Annotated in this window: 21 protein-coding genes; 16 read left to right on the plus strand and 5 right to left on the minus strand. The window is 61.8% G+C overall.

The genetic code is table 11. The features are described 5' to 3' along the window. Positions 1–37 precede the first annotated feature (37 nt). The 3 genes from V6767_RS13840 (at position 38) to fdhA (ending at position 3,275) form a co-directional block, all read left to right on the plus strand. Positions 38–757, plus strand: a complete 720-nt coding sequence (locus tag V6767_RS13840) for a sulfate transporter family protein (RefSeq protein ID WP_448474020.1) — start codon at positions 38–40, stop codon at positions 755–757. Between the two features lie 95 nt (positions 758–852). After that, entirely contained in the window at positions 853–1,710 is an 858-nt protein-coding gene (locus tag V6767_RS13845; protein WP_448474021.1) for a D-amino-acid transaminase, read from the plus strand. Between the two features lie 368 nt (positions 1,711–2,078). Continuing rightward, a complete protein-coding gene (fdhA, locus tag V6767_RS13850) occupies positions 2,079–3,275 on the plus strand; it encodes a formaldehyde dehydrogenase, glutathione-independent (protein WP_448474022.1) in 1,197 nt (398 codons plus the stop codon). 22 nt (positions 3,276–3,297) lie between these two features. On the opposite strand, the gene nth is transcribed toward fdhA, so the two are convergent. Continuing rightward, positions 3,298–4,029 carry an endonuclease III gene (gene nth, locus V6767_RS13855; RefSeq protein WP_448474023.1) on the minus strand — a complete coding sequence of 244 codons (732 nt, stop codon included), beginning with the start codon at positions 4,027–4,029 and terminating at the stop codon, positions 3,298–3,300. A gap of 24 nt (positions 4,030–4,053) precedes the next feature. Between nth and V6767_RS13860 the strand changes: the two genes are divergently transcribed. The 12 genes from V6767_RS13860 (at position 4,054) to V6767_RS13915 (ending at position 13,955) form a co-directional block, all read left to right on the plus strand. Next, on the plus strand, positions 4,054–4,539 hold the full coding sequence (locus V6767_RS13860) for a DUF2244 domain-containing protein (RefSeq protein ID WP_026173495.1): 486 nt from the start codon (positions 4,054–4,056) through the stop codon (positions 4,537–4,539). 75 nt (positions 4,540–4,614) lie between these two features. Continuing rightward, the gene (locus tag V6767_RS13865; protein ID WP_448474024.1) at positions 4,615–5,499 is read left to right on the plus strand and encodes a methylated-DNA--[protein]-cysteine S-methyltransferase; all 885 of its coding nucleotides are present in this window, start codon (positions 4,615–4,617) and stop codon (positions 5,497–5,499) included. Between the two features lie 265 nt (positions 5,500–5,764). Beyond that, complete coding sequence (gene tal, locus V6767_RS13870) at positions 5,765–6,721, plus strand: transaldolase (RefSeq protein WP_448474025.1); 957 nt, start codon at positions 5,765–5,767, stop codon at positions 6,719–6,721. A gap of 305 nt (positions 6,722–7,026) precedes the next feature. Continuing rightward, positions 7,027–7,263 carry a hypothetical protein gene (locus V6767_RS13875; protein WP_448474026.1) on the plus strand — a complete coding sequence of 79 codons (237 nt, stop codon included), beginning with the start codon at positions 7,027–7,029 and terminating at the stop codon, positions 7,261–7,263. A gap of 68 nt (positions 7,264–7,331) precedes the next feature. Then, positions 7,332–7,568: a hypothetical protein gene (locus tag V6767_RS13880; RefSeq protein ID WP_448430367.1), complete on the plus strand. Its 237-nt coding sequence runs from the start codon at positions 7,332–7,334 to the stop codon at positions 7,566–7,568. A 58-nt stretch (positions 7,569–7,626) separates the two neighbouring features. Continuing rightward, on the plus strand, positions 7,627–7,863 hold the full coding sequence (locus V6767_RS13885) for a hypothetical protein (RefSeq protein ID WP_448463346.1): 237 nt from the start codon (positions 7,627–7,629) through the stop codon (positions 7,861–7,863). Positions 7,864–7,923: 60 nt separating this feature from the next. Next, on the plus strand, positions 7,924–8,133 hold the full coding sequence (locus V6767_RS13890) for a hypothetical protein (protein WP_448474027.1): 210 nt from the start codon (positions 7,924–7,926) through the stop codon (positions 8,131–8,133). A gap of 296 nt (positions 8,134–8,429) precedes the next feature. After that, positions 8,430–9,608 (plus strand): Gfo/Idh/MocA family protein, encoded by a 1,179-nt coding sequence (locus V6767_RS13895; protein WP_448474028.1) that lies wholly within the window; start codon positions 8,430–8,432, stop codon positions 9,606–9,608. A gap of 11 nt (positions 9,609–9,619) precedes the next feature. Further along, positions 9,620–10,504, plus strand: a complete 885-nt coding sequence (locus V6767_RS13900) for a carbohydrate ABC transporter permease (protein WP_448463352.1) — start codon at positions 9,620–9,622, stop codon at positions 10,502–10,504. After that, the gene (locus tag V6767_RS13905) at positions 10,501–11,358 is read left to right on the plus strand and encodes a carbohydrate ABC transporter permease (RefSeq protein WP_448430377.1); all 858 of its coding nucleotides are present in this window, start codon (positions 10,501–10,503) and stop codon (positions 11,356–11,358) included. The genes V6767_RS13900 and V6767_RS13905 overlap by 4 nt, the downstream gene beginning before the upstream one ends. 154 nt (positions 11,359–11,512) lie before the next feature. Further along, a complete protein-coding gene (locus V6767_RS13910) occupies positions 11,513–12,730 on the plus strand; it encodes an ABC transporter substrate-binding protein (RefSeq protein ID WP_448474029.1) in 1,218 nt (405 codons plus the stop codon). A gap of 88 nt (positions 12,731–12,818) precedes the next feature. After that, positions 12,819–13,955, plus strand: coding sequence for an ABC transporter ATP-binding protein (locus tag V6767_RS13915; RefSeq protein ID WP_448474030.1), 1,137 nt, complete (start codon positions 12,819–12,821; stop codon positions 13,953–13,955). Between the two features lie 10 nt (positions 13,956–13,965). Here the strand turns inward: V6767_RS13915 and V6767_RS13920 are convergent, their stop codons facing one another. The 4 genes from V6767_RS13920 to V6767_RS13935 all read right to left on the minus strand — a co-directional run bounded on the left by V6767_RS13920 (position 13,966) and on the right by V6767_RS13935 (position 18,739). After that, on the minus strand, positions 13,966–15,870 hold the full coding sequence (locus V6767_RS13920; protein WP_448474031.1) for a TRAP transporter permease: 1,905 nt from the start codon (positions 15,868–15,870) through the stop codon (positions 13,966–13,968). Between the two features lie 129 nt (positions 15,871–15,999). Further along, positions 16,000–17,016: a TAXI family TRAP transporter solute-binding subunit gene (locus tag V6767_RS13925; RefSeq protein WP_448474032.1), complete on the minus strand. Its 1,017-nt coding sequence runs from the start codon at positions 17,014–17,016 to the stop codon at positions 16,000–16,002. A gap of 93 nt (positions 17,017–17,109) precedes the next feature. Beyond that, complete coding sequence (locus V6767_RS13930) at positions 17,110–17,526, minus strand: Zn-ribbon domain-containing OB-fold protein (protein WP_448474033.1); 417 nt, start codon at positions 17,524–17,526, stop codon at positions 17,110–17,112. 4 nt (positions 17,527–17,530) lie between these two features. After that, the gene (locus V6767_RS13935) at positions 17,531–18,739 is read right to left on the minus strand and encodes a thiolase family protein (protein WP_448474034.1); all 1,209 of its coding nucleotides are present in this window, start codon (positions 18,737–18,739) and stop codon (positions 17,531–17,533) included. 156 nt (positions 18,740–18,895) lie between these two features. On the opposite strand from V6767_RS13935, the gene V6767_RS13940 reads away from it, so the two are divergent. Further along, positions 18,896–19,801 (plus strand): LysR family transcriptional regulator, encoded by a 906-nt coding sequence (locus tag V6767_RS13940; RefSeq protein ID WP_448474035.1) that lies wholly within the window; start codon positions 18,896–18,898, stop codon positions 19,799–19,801. The last annotated feature ends 60 nt before the right edge of the window (positions 19,802–19,861 follow it).

Genomic DNA, 19,861 nt, shown 5'->3' on the forward strand with positions numbered 1-19,861 from the left:
GCCAAGGCCGGTCCTTGCCTGCATGCCGGAGCCGACCATGCTGATAGATGCCGCCCGCCGGGCGCTTTACGATCTGATCGACCCGAAGATGCGCGCCATCCTGTGGAAGGTGCTCGGTCTCTCCCTGCTCTGCCTGATCGGGTTATGGGTTGCGATCCGCAGCCTGTTCATGTGGCTTGCCGTTCCATGGCTTCAGAACCTGTTTCCGGCCATGCCGGAATGGACCGGCTGGATCACCTTCGTGCTGCTGATCTTCGCCGCGGTCGGGCTGGCGCTTGGCCTCGCGCTGTTGATGGCGCCGGTCTCCGCGCTGGTGGCCGGCATCTTTCTTGATGAGGCGGCCGAGCATATCGAGCGCAATCACTATCCCGACGATCCGCCGGGCGAGGCGCTGCCGGTCTTCGCCGCGACGAAGGAGGCGCTGGCCTTTCTCGGCGTCGTCATCATCGGCAATATCTTCGCCCTGCTGCTCCTGCTGGTGCCGGGTGTCAACCTGATCGCGTTTTTTGTCGTCAACGGCTATCTGCTCGGCCGCGAGTTCTTCGAATTCGCGGCGATGCGGTTCATGAGCCCGCCGGAGGCGCGGGTCTTCCGGCGCAAGCGCGGATTGACGGTGTTCCTCGCGGGCCTGATCGTCGCCGGCTTCGTGGCGATCCCGATCGTCAATCTCGCGACCCCGCTGTTCGCCACCGCTTTCATGATGCACCTGTTCAAGCGCATGGAGCCGTCAAAAGCCGTGGTTCGTGCGGAAAATTGATCTCAAGTCGCAATAAACGACGAAGATTTCGCGCTTGAATCGAAGCCTGCGAGCCGCTATGACATTTTCATACCACGAAAACGCAGGAGCGCGCGATGAGCCGTATCGTCTATCTCAACGGAGAATGGCTGCCCGAAGAAGAGGCCAAGGTCTCGATCTTCGATCGCGGCTATGTGTTTGCCGACGCGATCTACGAGGTCACCTGCGTGCTGGACGGCAAGCTGCTTGACTATGACGGCCATGCCGCGCGGCTGAAGCGCTCGACGGCGGCCATCGGCATCGCCATGCCGACCGACGACGACACCCTGCTTGCGCTGCATCGCGAGATCGCCAGGCGCAACGACATGACCGAAGGCCTGATCTATCTGCAGGTTTCGCGCGGCAATCCCGGCGACCGCGACTTCATGTTCGAAAAGGACATGACGCCGACCTTCTCGATGTTCACCCAGAAGAAGAATGTGCTCGGCGCGGCGACGGGCAAGAACGGCATCACCGTGATCACGGTGGAGGATCTGCGCTGGGGCCGCTGCGACATCAAGACCGTGCAGCTTCTCTATCCGAGCCTTGCCAAGATGGAGGCCCATGACAAGGGCGCCGACGATGCCTGGATGGTCAAGGACGGCTTCATCACCGAGCAGACCTCGGCAACCGCCTATATCGTGACTGCGGACGATGTCGTCGTCACCCGCCCGCTGTCACGCGAAATCCTGCCGGGCATCACCCGCGCCACCGCGCTCGAAATCGCCGCCCGCAACGGCTTCAAGGTGGAAGAGCGCGCCTTCACCGTTGAGGAGGCGAAGGCCGCGAAAGAAGCCTTCTACACCTCCGCCAGCAATTTCGTGACCCCTGTCATCGCGATCGACGGCCACAAGATCGGCGACGGCAAGCCGGGCGAAATCAGCCTGAAGCTGCGCGACCTCTATATCGCCGACCGGCGGGCGAACGCGATCTGATCGGGCGGTCGCCTGCAGCCGCGCTGCCGGATTTTCTTGATGCCGATGGCGATCTCGGTTTGTCGACAAACCTGTCCTTACACTCGGCGTCATCCTCGTTCTCGACACGAGGATCCAGGCAACACGGCAAGGGATCGCAAAAGTCTGCTGAAATTCAATCGCCTGGATGGTCGGATCAAGGCCGAGCATGACCCCTGTGGGGGAAACGCCAGTGAAGACGTCACCCACGCATGCAAGGGTTTTTCAGCAGTCTGAGGCCGCCACGCCCATGGCGGCCTTTTTGATATGCGATCATGTCGCATTCAGGCCTGAACCGATCGCGTTGCGGGCGGATGATGCGGGTTCGTAGAAAAGCCTGGGAGGAAGACATGGCAAGTGCATCGAACCGCGGCGTGATATTTCAGGGCGCCGGCAAAGTGACTGTCGAGACGATCGATTTTCCGAAACTGGCGCTGGGAGAACGCCGTTGCGATCACGGCGTGATCCTGAAAATCCTGACCACCAATATCTGCGGCTCCGACCAGCATATGGTGCGCGGCCGTACCACCGCGCCCCAGGGGCTCGTGCTCGGCCACGAGATCACCGGTCAGGTGATCGAGTGCGGCCGCGATGTGGAGTTTATCAGCGTCGGCGACATCGTTTCGGTGCCGTTCAACATTGCCTGCGGGCGTTGCCGCAACTGCAAGGAGGGCAAAACCGGCATCTGCCTCAACGTCAATCCGTCGCGCCCGGGTGCCGCCTATGGCTATGTCGATATGGGCGGCTGGGTCGGCGGGCAGGCCGAATATGTCATGGTGCCCTATGCCGATTTCAACCTGCTGAAGTTCCCCGACCGCGAACAGGCGCTGGAGAAGATCACCGACCTGACGCTGCTCTCCGATATCTTCCCCACCGGCTTCCATGGCTGCGTGACGGCGGGCGTCGGGCCGGGCTCGATCGTCTATATCGCCGGCGCCGGGCCGGTGGGGCTTGCCGCCGCCGCCTCCGCAAGGCTTCTGGGGGCTGCCTGCGTCATCGTCGGCGACATGATTCCAGAGCGCCTGCAACAGGCGAAAAGCTTCGGCTGCGAGGCCATCGACCTCAGGCAGGATGCGACGCTGGGAGACATGGTGGCCGAGATCACCGGCACGCCGGAAGTCGATGCCTTTGTCGATTGCGTTGGCTTCGAGGCCCATGGCTGCGGCCATGATCACAGCCACGAACAGCCGGCCACCGTGCTGAACTCGGCCATGGACCTGACGCGGGCCGGCGGCCAGATCGGCATTCCGGGTCTTTACGTCACCGAAGATCCGGGTGCGGCGGACAAGGCGGCGCAGAAAGGCTCCCTCAGCCTTCGCTTCGGTCTCGGCTGGGCCAAGTCGCATTCCTTCCACACCGGCCAGTGCCCGGTGATGCGCTATAACCGGGCGCTGATGCAGGCGATCCTGTATGGCCGGGTGGATATCGCCAAGGCGGTGAATGTCGAACTCATTACCCTCGACGACGCCCCGCGCGGCTATGCCGATTTCGATGGCGGGGCGGCCAAGAAATTCGTCATCGACCCGCATGGCATGGTCGCCGCCTGAAAAACGGGCGGCGATCGCCGGTTCACCCGATCGGAACCAGCGGCGCCGGCATCTCGGAGGTCTTTTCCGCGGCCTTGCAGATGTCGGCGATCACGCAGGCCGGACAGTCCGGCTTGCGGGCCTTGCAGACATAGCGGCCGTGCAGGATCAGCCAGTGGTGGGCGTGGAACAGGTATTCGTCCGGGATCACCCGTTCCAGCTTCGCCTCCACCTCGTCCGGGGTCTTGCCCGGCGCAAGGCCGATGCGGTTGGCGATGCGGAAGATATGGGTATCGACGGCGATCGTCGCATGGCCGAAGGCAATCGACATGACCACATTGGCGGTCTTGCGGCCGACGCCGGGCAGCGTCACCAGTTCCTCGCGCGTCCTCGGCACCTCGCCGCCGAACTCGTCGACCAGCTTCCGGCTCATGGCGATCACGTTCTTGGCCTTGTTGCGATAAAGCCCGATGGTCTTGATATGGGCAATCAACCGTTCCTCGCCGAGGTCCAGCATCTGCTGCGGCGTCTCGACCTCGGCAAAAAGCGCGCGGGTCGCCTTGTTGACGCCGACATCGGTGGCTTGGGCGGAAAGCGCCACCGCCACCAGCAGCGTGAACGGATTGGTATGCTCGAGCTCGCCCTTCGGCTCCGGCCGCTGGACAGAGAAGCGGCGGAATATCTCGCGAATTTCCGCCTCGCTATAGGCGCTCGCCCGCGCGCGATTTGACTTTTTGCGCCTTTGGGTGCTGACTGTGGTTCTGGTTTTTGTCATTTTTTCAATCTGGCTCGACGCGCAATGACCGAAGCGCTTGATGACAGGCCGGTCTTTTCGGCTGAACTTTTCCCCCATCGCTCTTTAGGGCGCAAGGGTTTTCGCGTGCTGCTCATGCTCGCGGCCCTCGGCTTCGTGCCGAATGTGCTCTATTTCACCGTCCATGGCGCATGGCCGATCGCGCTTTACTGCCTTGCGGCCTTTGCCGGTCTCTATGCCGCCTTCCGGCTGTCCTATCGTAGCGCGCTCGAGCGCGAGCACGTACGGGTGTCGCGGCTCGAGATATCCGTCACCAAGGTGACGCCGGCGGGCAAGCGGCTCGAGGCGCATTACAATCCGTTCTGGGCGCGCTTCACCGTCGATCGCCACGATGAATTCGGCATCACGCAGATGGCGCTTGCGGGAGAGGGGCGGAGGACCGAGATCGGCGCCTTCCTCAACCCGGATGATCGCGAGAGCTTCGCCAGGGCGTTCCGGCAGGCGCTTGCCACCGTGAAACAGCGCATTTGAGGGCGGCTGGCAAGAATCGGGTGGCGGCGCGGAAAGAAACCGTGCTTCCTGCCGTGACGAAGGAGCACGAAGCCGATGAACGCCTTATTTGAAACCATATCCGACAGCGCCGTTGAAACCACGCCCTGTGGGGCCGATTACGACACGGTGCGCAGCGTCATAACGATGATCAGCGAAGATTATCGCGAACAGCCGGGGCTCGAAACCATCGCCGAGCGGCTTGGCATGTCGCCGACCGGGCTGCAGAAGACCTTCACCCGCTGGGCCGGCCTGTCGCCCAAGGCATTCCTGCAGGCGATCACGCTCGACCACGCCAAGGAACTGCTCGGCAAGGAGCGGCTTCCGGTGCTCGACACCTCCTATGAACTCGGTCTGTCCGGCCCCGGCCGGCTGCACGATCTGTTCGTCACCCACGAGGCGATGTCGCCGGGCGAATGGAAGAGCGGCGGCGAGAGCCTGGTGATCCGTTACGGCTTTCATGCCTCGCCCTTCGGCCGGTCGCTGCTGATGATCACCGATCGCGGGCTTGCCGGCGTCGCCTTCGCCGATCCGGGCGAGGAGCGCACCGCCTTCGAGGACATGACCGCGCGTTGGCCCAATGCCACCTATATAGAAGACGAGCCGGCGACCGCGGTCTATGCGCGGCGGATATTCGATCCGGAGGAATGGTCCTCGGACCGGCCGCTCAAGGTCGTTCTGATCGGCACGGACTTTCAGATACAGGTCTGGGAAAGCCTGCTGAAGATACCCTTCGGCAAGGCCAAGTCCTATTCCGAGATCGCATCCGAGATCGGCCGGCCCAATGCCTCGCGCGCCGTGGGCGCCGCGATCGGGCGAAACCCGGTCTCCTTCGTCGTTCCCTGCCATCGCGCGCTCGGCAAATCCGGCGCCTTGACCGGCTATCACTGGGGCGTGACCCGCAAACGGGCGATGCTCGGCTGGGAGGCCGGCAAGGCGTGAGCGCCGCGCTTGACCAAACCAGATATTCCAGCCGAACCGGTTGCCGTTTCGGCCCTTCGTTTCCATATCCTTCCTTGACTTTGAAAAGTCCCGCTTGCGATAGTCGCGGGGAAACGACCGCCCTTGCATGGCGGGCCGATGTCTGCGAACAGTCATGAACGCATCACCGCGACCCGCTATCATCGCGGGAGCGCCGCGATGGCTTCGGCGGAACAGGATTGCGGCCGGCCTTCTGGGCCGTGCCAGAGAAGGAAGGATGAGGAAAATGGCTTCCAAGCTAGACCAATTGCGCGAGATGACCACGGTCGTTGCCGATACCGGCGATATCCGCGCTGTCGAGAAACTGAAACCGGTCGATTGCACCACCAATCCCTCGATCGTGCTCAAGGCGCTGTCCACCGACATGTTCGACGATGCCTTCGACGCGGCGATCAAATGGGGCAAGGAACAGGGCGGTGCCAAGGATGACGTCGTTGCAGCCGTCGCCAGCCGGCTCGCCATCGATGTCGGTGCTGCGCTGGTCAAGCTCGTGCCCGGCCGGGTTTCGACCGAGGTCGACGCCGATCTCTCCTTCGATACCGACGCCTCGGTCGCCAAGGCCCGCGAGATCATCAAGGCCTATGAAGACCGCGGCATCGGCCGCGAGCGCATCCTGATCAAGCTCGCCTCCACCTGGGAAGGCATTCGCGCCTGCGAAATCCTGCAGAAGGAAGGCATCGACTGCAATCTGACGCTGCTGTTTTCCAAATGCCAGGCGATTGCCTGCGCCGATGCCGGCGCGTTCCTGATCTCGCCCTTCGTCGGCCGTATCCTGGACTGGTACAAGAAGGACACCGGCGAGACCTATACGTCGGAAACCGATCCGGGCGTGCTGTCGGTCCGCTCGATCTACAATTACTACAAGGCCAATGGCATCAAGACCGTGGTCATGGGCGCTTCGTTCCGCAATACCGGCGAGATCGAAGGCCTTGCCGGCTGCGACCGGCTGACGATCTCCCCGAACCTTCTGGAAGAACTCGCCGCCGACGAGGGCAAGCTGGAGCGCAAGCTGACGCCCGATGTCTTCGAGGCCGAAGACAAGATCGAGATGGACGAGAAGACCTTCCGCTGGATGATGAACGAGGACCCGATGGCGACCGAAAAGCTTGCCGAAGGCATCCGCAATTTCGCCAAGGACCTCGGAAAACTGCGCACGCTGGTGGCGGAAAAGCTCGACGCCTGAAGTTTTTTACAAAAGAATGACGCTATCAACCCGGCCTCGCGGCCGGGTTTTTTGTTGCCTGAAACAGCGCCGGAAGGCTTGTAAACGGTGGCATCAATACTGATTTAATCAGTTGATTTATAATGGAAATTGTTGCGCGCTTCAGGTCGCTCTGTTCTGAAAAATGGAGCGGCATCAAAGACTTCGGAGTGGATCGTCAACAAAAAAACGACGCAGCGGCTCTAAAATGGAGACTTGTTAATCAATTGATTAAATCCCATCTCCCGGTCATCAAACGACACAATGATGATCAAAGGAGTTTCATCATGAACAAGTTCGCAGCAACTGCCGCCCTGGTCTCCGCTCTCGCAGCAGCCCCCGCGGCTTTCGCCATCCAGCCTTCGGCCGTTCCGGATACCGGCACGCTCTCCAAGGCACCGGTCGGCTCCACGGTTCAGATCAATGGCACCGACAATTTCGGCGACCGCTACGTGAACTATTTCCGCGTGGCCGATGACGGTTCGCTCAAGCTGGTCGATCAGGTTCGCCAGAGCAACGACTGAAACCAGAAATAATCGCGCGCCGGAAAACGGCGCCGCATCCGACTGAAATACCCAAGGAGTATTCTGAAATGAACAAGTTCGCAGCAACCGCCGCCCTGGTCTCCGCTCTCGCAGCAGCCCCCGCGGCTTTCGCCATCCAGCCTTCGGCCGTTCCGGATACCGGCACGCTCTCCAAGGCCCCGGTCGGCTCCACGGTTCAGATCAATGGCACCGACAATTTCGGCGACCGCTATGTCAACTTCTTCCGCGTGACCGATGACGGCTCGCTGCAGCTGGTCGACCAGGTTCGCCAGAGCAACGACTAAGAAAAGCAGGGCGCCGGCGCCGGCAATGGCGCCGCACCCCTCTCAAGGAGTGATAAAAATGAAAAAGATCGCAGCATCCGCCGCTCTCTTCTCCCTTCTGGCCGCCGCACCGGCCGCCTTCGCCATCCAGCCTTCGGCCGTGCCGGAAACCGGTACGCTCTCCAAGGCTCCGGTCGGCTCGACGGTTCAGATCAACAGCACCGACAAGTTCGGCGACCGCTACGTGAACTATTTCCGCGTGGCCGATGACGGCTCGCTGAAGCTCGTTGACCAGGTTCGCCAGAGCGACGACTGACGCGTCAGATAACCCGTGCGCGCCGGTCTCCGGCGTCGCACGCTTTCAGGAGCAATGGCAATGACAAGGTTCACGGTCCCCTCAGCCCTGGTCCTTTTGCTGGCCACCGCGCCGGCGGCCTTCGCTCTTCAGCCCGCGGCGATCCCGATGGACGGTCTGCGGATGATGGTGTCCGCCGGCAGCGTCGACATTAAAAGCGCCAAGCGTTTCGACGCCGCGGAAAGCGCCGGAATGACTGTCAGCGACGAGGCCCAGCAGCCCGTCGACTGATATCGAGCAGAATGCGGCTTTCGCCGTTGGCGCCGGCGAAGCCGGACATCGGCTGCAATGCCCGAGGTGACTTGCCCCCCCTACACCTCAACATGGCCCCGGTTTTCCGGGGCCTTTTTTGTCATGTGCCGGCGTTGTCGGAACGCGACGGGCCCTCGCATCAGCGCCACACCCAATCCAAGTTTCTGAAAATCATTTTCATGAACTCATTTTTTTAGCGAAAGTTTGTTGACGTTTCGGCTTTCTTGTCTCAGTCTGAAGAAAATAAATTACGAAAATGTTGGGAACAGTCCTCCATGAAGGTCGCTATTATCGGACTCGGTTTCCGTCTGGGTTATCTTGGCGCGGTGTTTTCCGAAATGGACCCCGATTTCGAGATCGTGGGCTATGTGGACCCGGCGCCCGCCGGGCTCGAAACGCTTGAAAAAGACGGCATTTCTCCCGGCAAGGCCTATGAGACGCCCGAAGCGCTGATCGAAAACGAGACCTTTGATCTCCTGATGATCGGCTCGCCCAATTTCATGCATCTCGACCATATCCGCATCGGGCTTGAGGCGGGGCTTACGGTTTTCACCGAAAAGCCGATTGTGATGAGTATCGAGGAAAGCTACGCGCTCGCGGCCCTCCTCCATACCTATGGCCACGACCGGCTGCTGGTCGGCCTCGTGCTGCGCTATTCCCCGCTCTACCGCGATTTGCGCGCCGCCCAGGCCGATGGCCGGCTGGGCGATGTGGTCTCGATCGAGGCGTCGGAGCATATCGCGCCCTATCACGGCGCGTTCTTCATGCGCGACTGGCGGCGCAATACGCGTTATTCCGGCCCGTTCATGCTGGAAAAATGCTGCCACGACCTCGACCTCTACAACGGCGTCGTCGGCGCGCGGCCGCGTTATGTCGCAAGCTTCGGCGGCCGAAAGAGCTTCACGCCGGCCAATGCGCCGCAGGGCGCCGGCGCCAACGATATCGAGGTCTATCACCGCAAGCCGAGCGGCTGGATGGGGTCGGACAAGGTGTTCGACAGCGACGGCGACATCATCGATTACCAGACCGCGACCGTCGAATATGAAAACGGCGTCGCCATGACGTTTCACACCAATCTGAATGTGCCCGACGAGTTCCGCCGCTTCTGCGTGATCGGCGCGAAGGGCATGGCGGAGGGCGATTTCGTGCGCGGCTTCCTCGATGTCCATGATGCCCGTACCGGCGAGAAGACCGTGTCGCGCACCTATTCCGCCCCATCCGAACGCTCGCAGCATTACGGCGCGGACGAGCAGATGGCCGAGGACGTGATCGCCCATATCACCCGCGGCGCGGCCCTGCCGGTCTCCGCGCTCGACGCCATCGAGGCCGGCATTCTGGCGCTCGCCATGGATGAGGCCCGCCGCGAGCGCAAGGTCATCGACCTCGCGCCGGTCTGGGCGCGCTATGACGCGCTGCTTCACGGCGAGACCGCCGAAGCGAAAGCCGCGGGCTGAGGGGGACCGGGATGGATACCAAACGCTCAGCCGTCATCTTCGCCTGGCTCCTTCTCGCCCCCGCCCTGATCTATATCCTGCTGATCGTCGCCTATCCGCTGCTCGACACGATCAACCTCTCCTTCACCGACGCCTCGCTGAAACGCACCTATGACTGGGTGGGGCTCGAGAATTATTTCAAGATCTTCGAGCGCGGCTTCGGCGAGGTGATCCTGCGCACCTTTATCTGGACCTTCTTCTCGGTTGCCGCGAAAATGGTGATCGGCGTGTTCGGTGCCGTGCTTTTGAGCGCCGCCGTGCCAGGCCGCACGCTTTTCAGAGTGCTGACCATGCCGCCATGGATCGTGCCGATGGCGATCGGCATCTTCATGTGGGGCTGGATGTATAATGGCCAGTTCGGCATGATTTCCGGCCTGCTGCAGCGCTTCGGCCTGCTTGACGGTCCGTTCCCGATCCTGGCCACCGGCACGTCGGCCTTTATCGCCACCATCGTCACCGATGTCTGGATCGGCGTGCCGATGGTCACGATCTACATGCTGGCCGCCGTGCAGTCGATCCCGTCCGATCTCTACGAGGCCGCCTGGACCGATGGCGCCGGCCGGTTCTACCGCTTCCGCCGCATCACCCTGCCGCTGATCGTGCCGGCTCTGGTGACGATGTCGATGATCTCGCTGATCTCGACCTTCAACTCCTTCGACATCATCTGGATCCTGACCAAGGGCGGCCCGTCCAATGCCACCACGACCATGATCATCGACACCTACAAGGTCGCGATCGGCTCCTACAAGTTCGGCGCGGGTGCGGCCCGGGCGGTGCTGATCTGCATCTTCCTGTCGATCTTCTGCTTCGTCTATTTCCGCGCCGTCAGCCGCTTTTCCGGGGAGGCCGCACGATGAAACCCACCGCCCGCATCCATCACTACAAATGGTACGAGCTGATCGGCGTCTATGCCGGGCTTGCCGTGTTCCTCGCCTTCGTGCTGGCGCCGTTCTTCGAAGGCTTCATGGTGTCGCTGAAGCCGCTCAACCACCTGTTTTCCGCGCCCTACAAATTCTGGCCGGAAGACCCGTCGCTTGCCGCCTATTTCGATATGTGGGAGCGGGTACCGCTGCTCGGACGCTATATCTTCAACTCGATCCTGATTGCCGGCATCGGCACGGCGCTTTCGGTGATTTTCGTGACGCCGGCGGCCTATGCCTTCGCCCGTTTCGAGTTCAAGGGCCGCGGCCCGCTGCTCGGCGCGTTCCTGGCGGTCAACATGTTCTCCGGCGCGGTGCTGTTGATCCCGCTCTTCCGTCTGATGCGCTCCTTCGGGCTGATCAACACCTATTTCGCGATGATCGTGCCCGGCGTCGCCTTCACCATCCCGACCGGCATCTGGCTTCTCAGAACCTACATGTTGCGCATCCCGCGCGAGCTGGAGGAGGCCGCGCTGGTCGATGGCGCGAGCCGGTTCTACACCTTCCGCCGGGTGATCGTGCCACTCGCCATGCCCGGCATCGCCGTGATCGCGATCGCCGCCTTCCTGACGATCTACGCTCAGCAGTTCATCTTCGCGCTGACCTTCAATTCCAAGACCGAATACATGCCGCTTCCGGTCGGGCTCTACGCCTTCTTCGGACGGCAGGAGGTGATCTGGAACGAGCTGATGGCAGCAAGCTTCGTCGGCATCCTGCCGGTGTTCATCGTGTTCCTGTTCCTTCAGCGCTACCTCGTCGCCGGCATGACGGCGGGCGCGGTGAAGACCTGACCGGCGGTTTCGACCGTCCACTGATTTGGCGATCGGGAGAACATGCGTCGCATGCGATCGCCAGTTTGAACGGCAGGGGTTTGACTGCCGGAACGCAAAGGCCCGCACCGTCCACGGGCGATCATCGAATGGACGAAAGATAGGGGAATTCAAAATGCCTGATCTGAAAAAACTCAGCCTCGGCGTCGCAACGCTCGCGCTTGTCGCCTCGGCCTCCGTCGCCTCCGCCGACGACAAGGTCGTCTCGATGATCCAGTGCGGCGACGAGCTTGCCGAAGGCTATGACGGCTTCATCGCCGAATGGGAAAAGAACAATCCCGGCTACAAGGTCGAGACCGAGGTCGTCGGCTGGGGCCAGTGCCAGGACAAGGCCACCAATCTCGCCGTTGCCGGCACGCCGATCGCGCTCGCCTATATGGGCTCACGCACGCTCAAGCAGCTTTCCGAAAACGGCCTGATCGTGCCGATCCCGATGAGCGAAGAGGAAAAGGCCTCCTACTATCCGCACATCGTCGACACCGTCACCTTTGATGGCGAGCAGTGGGGCGTTCCGGTGGCCTTCTCCACCAAGGCGCTCTACTGGAACAAGGACCTGTTCGAACAGGCCGGCCTCGACCCGGAAACCCCGCCGAAGACCTGGCAGGAACTCTACGACATGGCCGCCACCATCAAGGAAAAGACCGGCACGCCCGGTTTCGGCCTGACCGCCAAGAGCTTCGACAACACCATGCACCAGTATCTGCACTGGGTTTACACCAATAACGGCCAGGTCATCGACGCCGATGGCAATATCGTGCTCGACAGCCCGCAGAACCTCGAGGCGCTGGAATGGTACGGCAAGATGGTGGATGTCTCCGAGGAAGGCCCGACGGCTTACGAGCAGGACGAGCTGACGCCGCTGTTCAACGACGCCCAGGTCGCCATGATCGAGCAGGGCCCGTGGGTGAGAAACCGCGTCAATGACGATCTCAACTGGGGCGTCGCGCCGCTGCCGGTCGGCCCGCAGGGCAAGGGTCCCGGCACGCTGCTGATCACCGACAGCATGGCCGTGTTCGATGGCTCGGGCGTGGAAGAGCAGGCGATCAGCCTCGCCAAATGGCTCACCAATCCGGACAACCAGTTCTATTATGAGAAGACCCACGGCCTGACGCCGCTGCGGCCGGTAGCGGGCGTGCAGGAAATGGTTGAAGCGGACCCGACCTGGGCGCCCTTCCTCGACGGTATCGAGTTCGGCGGTCCGGAGCCGCTGTTCACCGACTACCAGGCGTTCCAGAACGCCATGGTCGACATGGTCCAGTCCGTCGTCATCGGTTCCGCCGAGCCGGCCGAGATCCTCTCCTCGACCGCGGCCGAAATCGAAGAGTACAAGTAAAACGACGGCCGCCCGGCGACCCCGCCGGGCGGCTTCCCATTTGCGGGTTGGCCTGGAATGGCGGCCCGGATGCGGCAGGAGAGACCTCTTGGGACAGCTCAATCTCAAAAACATCTACAAGAATTACGGCATCTACGATGTCATCAAGGGCATCGATCTCGAGGTGCATGAGGGCGAATTCGTGGTTTTCGTCGGCCCGTCGGGCTGCGGCAAATCCACGCTTCTGCGCATGATCGCCGGCCTTGAGGACATCACATCCGGCGACATCACGATCGACGGCGAACGCGTCAACAATCTCGCTCCCGTCAAGCGCGGCATCTCGATGGTGTTCCAGTCCTATGCGCTTTATCCGCACATGACGGTCTACGAGAACATTGCCTTTCCGCTGCGCGTGCAGAAAATGGCGGAGCCGGAAGTGCGCGAGCGCGTCGAGGCGGCGGCGAATATCCTGCAGCTCGGCGAGCGCCTGCAGCAGAAACCGGGCATGTTGTCTGGCGGTCAGCGCCAGCGCGTGGCGATCGGCCGCGCGATCGTGCGCAAACCGAAGATCTTCCTGTTCGATGAACCGCTCTCCAACCTCGACGCGGCGCTGCGCGGCGAGATGCGCATCGAACTGACCCGCCTCCATCACGACCTCGCGGCAACCATGATCTATGTGACCCATGATCAGGTCGAGGCCATGACCATGGCCGACCGGATTGTGGTGCTCAATGCCGGCGATATCGCCCAGGTCGGCGCGCCGCTCGAGCTTTACCACAAGCCGCAGAACCTGTTTGTCGCGGGCTTTATCGGCAATCCGCCGATGAACTTCCTGAAGGTGACCTGCACCGGCGCGGATCAATCGGGCGTCACCGTCGAATATGACGGCAAGAGCCTCACCGTTCCGGTGGAGCCCCGCGACGGCCTCGTCGGCGAAACGCTGACACTCGGCATTCGCCCGGAGCATACCGTGCTCGGCGGCGGCGAACTCGCGATCACAATCAAGCCGACGGTGATCGAACGCCTCGGCATCAACACCATCGCCTATGCGGCGCTTGGCGAGGACAAGACCTTCTGCTCGCTGACTTCGGGCTCGGCCCCGGTGCGCGTCGACGAGGACGTCGTGATCGGCATCAACGCCGCCGACTGCCACCTGTTCGATGGCGACGGCAATGCGCTGGAGCGCCGCGTCGAACTCAAGGATTTCGATTTCGAGAACGTGCTGGCGCCCGAAGCGCAAGGGTGAGCCGGCAGAGCTACACCCGCGTCGTGCTCGGTTGTGGCGTGGCGGGTGTTGCCGTTCGGTTGGCGCGGATTTGAGACATCATGACCGCCGCGAACGCGCCGCAGCCGATCGCCAGCAGCGGATATTCAAGCGGCAGGCCTTCGACATGGCGGAAGGCCGAGTAGCCGAACAGCCCGGCTGCCGCCAGCGCCGCAAGCGCTCGTTCGCGTGCGGTAAACACCGCCAGCCCGCAGCCATAGATCGTTGCCGTCAGTGCTGTCATGCCGAGGGGAACGGCGATGATGGTGCCGATGCCCCAGACCCAGCCGACCGGATTGAAAGTCAAAAGCGGGTTGAATACGATCAGGAACGGAATGATGAAGCCGGAGATCGCGAGCTTTGCCGCTGAAAGCGCGGTCTTGAAATAGGGCGCGCCGGCAATCCCCGCGCCGGCAAGCGCCGCCAGCGCCACCGGCGGCGTCAGCGATGAGATTACCGCGAAATAGAACGAGAAGAAATGCGCGGCCATCGGCTCCACGCCCATCTTGATAATGGAGGGAATGACGACGATCGCGACCAGCGTGTAGGCAGCGCTTGTGGGCACGCCGCAGCCGAGAATGATCGAGACTACCATGGTCAACGCCAGACCGATCAGGAGGTTGCCGGCGCTCAGGATCTCAACAAGCCCGGCGATTTTGTTGCCGAGACCCGTCGTGATCAGCGTCTGCGCGATCAGCCCGACGATCGCGAGCGAAATGCCGATCTGCGCGCCGATTAGCGCGCCGCCGGCAATGCTTTTGGCCAGTTCGACGGGGCGTGGCCGGGTCTGCGGATCGATATAGGACAGGCCGATCGCAAGCACGATCGCCCAGAACGCCGATTTTGCCGGGCTGTACTGCATGATCAGCATGGTGATCAGCACCCCAAGCGGGATGCCGAACAGCGGCAGCCGGCGGAGCAGTTTGCGATAATCGACGCGTTCCAGCGGCGAGCGGATGTCGTGGCGCACTGCAAGGAACTGTACGCCGAGCATCACGCCCCAGAAATAGAGCACCGCCGGCAGCACGCCCGCCAGCATCACCGTATCGTAGGAAACGCCGAGGAAGGACGCCATCAGGAAGGCGGCAGCGCCCATGACCGGCGGCATGATCTGTCCGCCGGTGGATGCCGCCGCCTCGATCGCGCCGGCATGTTCGGGCTTGTAGCCGACCTGCTTCATATAGGGGATGGTGAAGGCGCCGGTGACGGCGACATTGGCGACGGCCGCGCCCGAAATCATGCCGATGAAGCCGCTTGAGACCACCGCTGTCTGTCCCGGACCGCCGCGAAACGCCTTGCCGGCGATCTTGCCCGCTTCCAGGAAGAAGTCGTTAACCTTGATGATGCCGAGCAGCGCGCCGAAGACCACGAACAGGAAGACCTGATTGGCGGAAATGCCGAGAAACTGGCCGAAAATGCCGGAAAGCCCGATGCTGAGATAGGAGACGACGTAATCGAAGTTGAACGGCCGGTGATAAAGATGGCCGGGCAGGCTGTCACCCCAGAGGAAATAGCCGACGAAGATCGCTGCCACGATCGGCAGCGTCCAGCCCCAGGCGGCGCGCGTGGCAATCACCACGAGGCCGATCAGCACGACGCCGACGACCACATCGGTCGGGTCGGGGAAGCCGAAAACCTCTTCAAGGTGAATGATGTTGGCAAGTACGTAGGCGCAGGCGGCAACGCCGAGCGCGCCGAAGGCAAGGTTCAGCCCCATGCCGAAGCGGGTTTTTGCCTGCCGCGCCTGATGCAGGAAAAGAAGCGTGAAAACGAAGCCCAGATGGACGGCTTGATGTTCGTATGAGCCCAGAAACAGATACTGGGTCGAAAACATCTGGTAGGCGAACATCGCCAGTCCAGTGACGATCAGTGCGCCGTCCAACACTCTCACACGCATGTTCCGCAAGCTCCGGTATCGGGCGACCTTCCGCCCTTCTTCAGACTTAAAGGCGGGGACAGTGTCCGCCATTCGCTGCAACTTGACTGAAAAAAAACCGGCGAAGATTGGCTCCGCCGGCGGTGCGCCTTATTGGATGACGCCAGCCTCGCGATAAGCCCTCAGCGCGCCGGGGTGGATATCCTCCACATCCCAGCCATAGACCATGCCCTCCGGCGACATCAGCTTGCCGGTGGCCTGGTATTCGCCGAACTGGTCGACGTTCTCAAGGATCATCTTGGTGATCTGATAGGCGGTTTCCTCCGGGAATTCCGGCGCCACGGTCCAGGCTACGCTATCGGCAAAGCCTTCCAGCGGCTCGGTGATCGAGGGATCGGCGCCGGCCGGAATGGTGGCGTTTGCCATGCTGATGCCGGCCTCGCGCGCCTTCGTCACCTGTTCGGCGCCCCAGGAAAGGTGATGAGGCTTGCGGCCGGAGGCCAGGAATTCGATGGTCTGCGGGCTCATCATCACCCGGTCGCTGACCGGATCGATATAGCCGCCCACCACGGCGGCATCGGCGGTTCCGTCGAGCAGTGCGTCGATCGCCTCGGATGTGCCGACATACTGGATATCGATATCGTCATCGGTGAAGCCGTAACCATCTTTCAGGATCGCGACCGGCTGGATCGCCCAGTTGATCTGGGCGCGGCGGCCGACGGCGATCTTCTTGCCCTTCAGATCCTCGATCGTCCTGATGTCCGGGTCGAGGGTCGCGAGCCAGCTCGAGTTGAGATTGTAGTTGGCAAGGAGTTGAAGCCCGTCATAGGGCTTGTCGAACGGTTCGTCGCCGGCCATGGCCAGTCCCAGGACGCCGCCGCCCGAACCGACTATGGTGGTTTCCTTCAGTTCCGGCTCGGCATCGAGCTTCTTGATGTTGAAGACGAAGCCGGGGCTTTCGGTATGGGTGATGCGAACGCCGATGTCGTTCTTCTTGGAAATCTCCTCAAGCGCCGATCCCATGACATAGGAACCGGTGCCGAAGGGCGCGCTGATCAGGCTGATCTCGGTCTGGTCCTGCGCAAGCGCGCCGCCGGTCCAACAGGCGAGCGTCGCGCAAGCGGCAAACGCTGTCGCAAGGCCCGCATGTTTTGCTGAAGTCTTCATAACAGTTCTCCTCCCAGAGTGTTACTGGTCCTCCGTCCGGATGGCGAACGCCTCGGGCGTCCGGACCTGCGCCCCAGTATCAATGCCGACTGACTATGCCGGTCTGAATTTCGGGATCCCGGCCTCCTTGCTGATCTCCTCGAAATAGACCTTCACGCGCATGCCGATGCGGATATCCTCCTCCGCCACATCGGTCAGCTGCGCATACATGCGCGCGCCCTCGTCGATATCAATCAGGCACATCACCACGGGCAGCTCCTTTTGCCATCCGAGGTAGTTCATCGCAACGGAATGCGAGACCGTGTAGGAATAGACGGTGCCTTCCGGCTTCATTTCCGTCCACTCCAGTGCTCGTTCGCCGCATTCGATGCACCACGGCTTGGGCTGGAAATTGACCGTGCCGCAGCGCGGGCATTTCTGCATCAAGAGTTTTCCTTCGCGCGCCGCCGTCCAGAACGGGCGCGTCAGATCGGAAATCTCGGGAAGCGGTTTTGGCGGCAATGCGTTCATCGTCTCAAGCCTCCGATCCGAGAATGACAGAGATGCAGCTTCGCCCCGGTCTGCCATAGGGGATGCCGCCAAAGCCGCAGATGGCGCCGATCGCGGCATCCTTCACCTGGCGTTTGCCGGCTTCGCCGCGCAGTTGCGCGACCCCTTCCACCAGCGGCATAAAACCGCCATTGGCCCCGCCGGGCTGGCCGCCCGAAAGCTGGCCGCCGTCGGTGGAGAGCGGAAAGTCGCCGTCGAAACGCAAATCGTGTTCCTCGATGAACTTGCCGCCCTCGCCCTTCTTGCAGAAACCCCAGTCCTCGATGGTCATCATCGAGATGAAGGGATAGTCGTCATAGGGTTGCAGGAAGTCGATATCGTCATGTTCGACGCCGGCCATTTTCATCGCGCGCGGCGCGGATTCGGAAAAGCCGGTGACGGTAACGTCCGGGAACACTTTCGATCCCGCGTAGAAATTGTTTGTCTCGCCGAAGCCGAGCACATAGACCGGGCTGTCGGTGATCGTCTTCGCCGTCTCCGCCGATGTGACGATAAAGGCAAGACCGCCATTGACGATCGGCACGCAGTCGAAAAGCCGGATCGGATCGGACAGCATGCGCGAGCCGAGATAATCGTCAATGGAGAATGGGGTGCGATAGATCGCGCCCGGATGGAGCGAGGCATGATAGCGGTTGGTGACCGCCACCTTGCCGAGTTGTTCCGGGGTAACGCTGTACTCTTCCATGTAGCGGCGCAGCACTAGCGCGAATTGCGCGGTGGCGCCCATCACGCCGAAGGGCCCCTGGAAATCCCAGAACACGCCGCGGGTGCGCTCCGGCGAAAGCGGCAGACCGGGTGCGATCGAGGGCATTGAGAGGGGCGTGTCGGCGCCCACGATCAGCGCCCGGTCGATCACGCCCGCCTCGATAAGGGCCGCGGCGCGGATCAGCATCGAGGTGGCGGAACAGCCGCCCTGGTCGCCGCGGATCAGGGCGTTTGGGCTGATGCCAAGATTTTCGGCGGTCGCCGCCGACCAGTTCACGGTATGGGCGACCTCGGCATGGGAAACGCCAAGCCCCTGACCATCGAAGTCGGCCTTGGACATGCCGGCGCTCGAAAGCGCGAGATCCGCCGCCCAGGCGATATATTCATCGACAGTCAGCACTTTCTCGCCAGGCTTGACCCGGCTGTACGGCGTCCTGCCATAGCCGACAATGGCTACCTTGCCTCGCATCGATTTCTCCTCCCTTCGGGCCGATTGAAGATCCGGCCCGCATGTTTCCTAAAAGGATGGCAGGGGCATTTTATTTGTCTAGTTTCTATAGGTGATAGATGTTATTGAGATGGTGAATATTGTAATTGACTGTCTCTCGCGCCTGGAGGAGGGCGCATGAAACTCAGATCAATGGACCTCAACCTGCTTCTGGTGTTCGATGCGGTCTATTCCGAACGCAGCATCTCGCGCGCGGCGGTGCGGCTGAATCTCTCGCAGCCCGCCGTTTCCAACGCGTTGGCGCGACTGCGTCACGCGGTCGGCGATCCGCTGTTCAAGCGCGAGGGGTCCGGCATGATACCGACGGCACGCGCCAAGATGCTGCGTGATCCAATCCGCCAGGCGCTGGAACTGCTCGAACGCGGCTTTCGCAGCGACGAGGAATTCGACCACCAGCATTCCACACGCGAATTCGTGATTGCGGTGGAGGATTACGGCGAGACCGTGCTGATCCCGCGCTTCATCGACTGGCTTGCCGATGTCGCGCCCGGCATCCATATCGAGATCCGCCCGGAACTCTCTTCCTCGCTCACCCGTGAGCTGCGCGAAGGCACGGTCGATCTGGCGCTCGATTATTTCGCATTGCGTGGCGAGGGGTTTGAGAGCAAGTGCGTGCTGACGGAGGACCTGATCACGCTGTCACGGATCGATCACCCCACCATCGGCGAGCAGCTCAGTCTCGACACCTATCTCGATCTTCAGCATGTGGTGATCACCCCACGGCGCAAATCCCGTCCGATGATCGATCTGGCGCTGGACAAGCGCGGTCTGAAGCGCAAGATCGCGCTGACCGTGCCGCATTTCCTGTCGATGCCGGCCGTCGTCCAGCGCTCCAACCTGCTCGCCACCTTGCCGCGCCGCATGGCCTATATCTATGCCGACCATTTCCGCCTGAAGACATATACTCCGCCGGTGCGCACGCCCCAATTTCCGGTCTTCATGATCTGGCACGACACGCTGAACGATGACCCCGCGCACCGCTGGCTGCGAAACCATCTCATGGCGATCTGCGAGACGCTTTAACCGCTACATTATTCATGATCTGAATAATAATACTCCTAAAAATAAATTGGACTGTATAGA

Source organism: Martelella sp. FLE1502 (genome assembly GCF_053484255.1).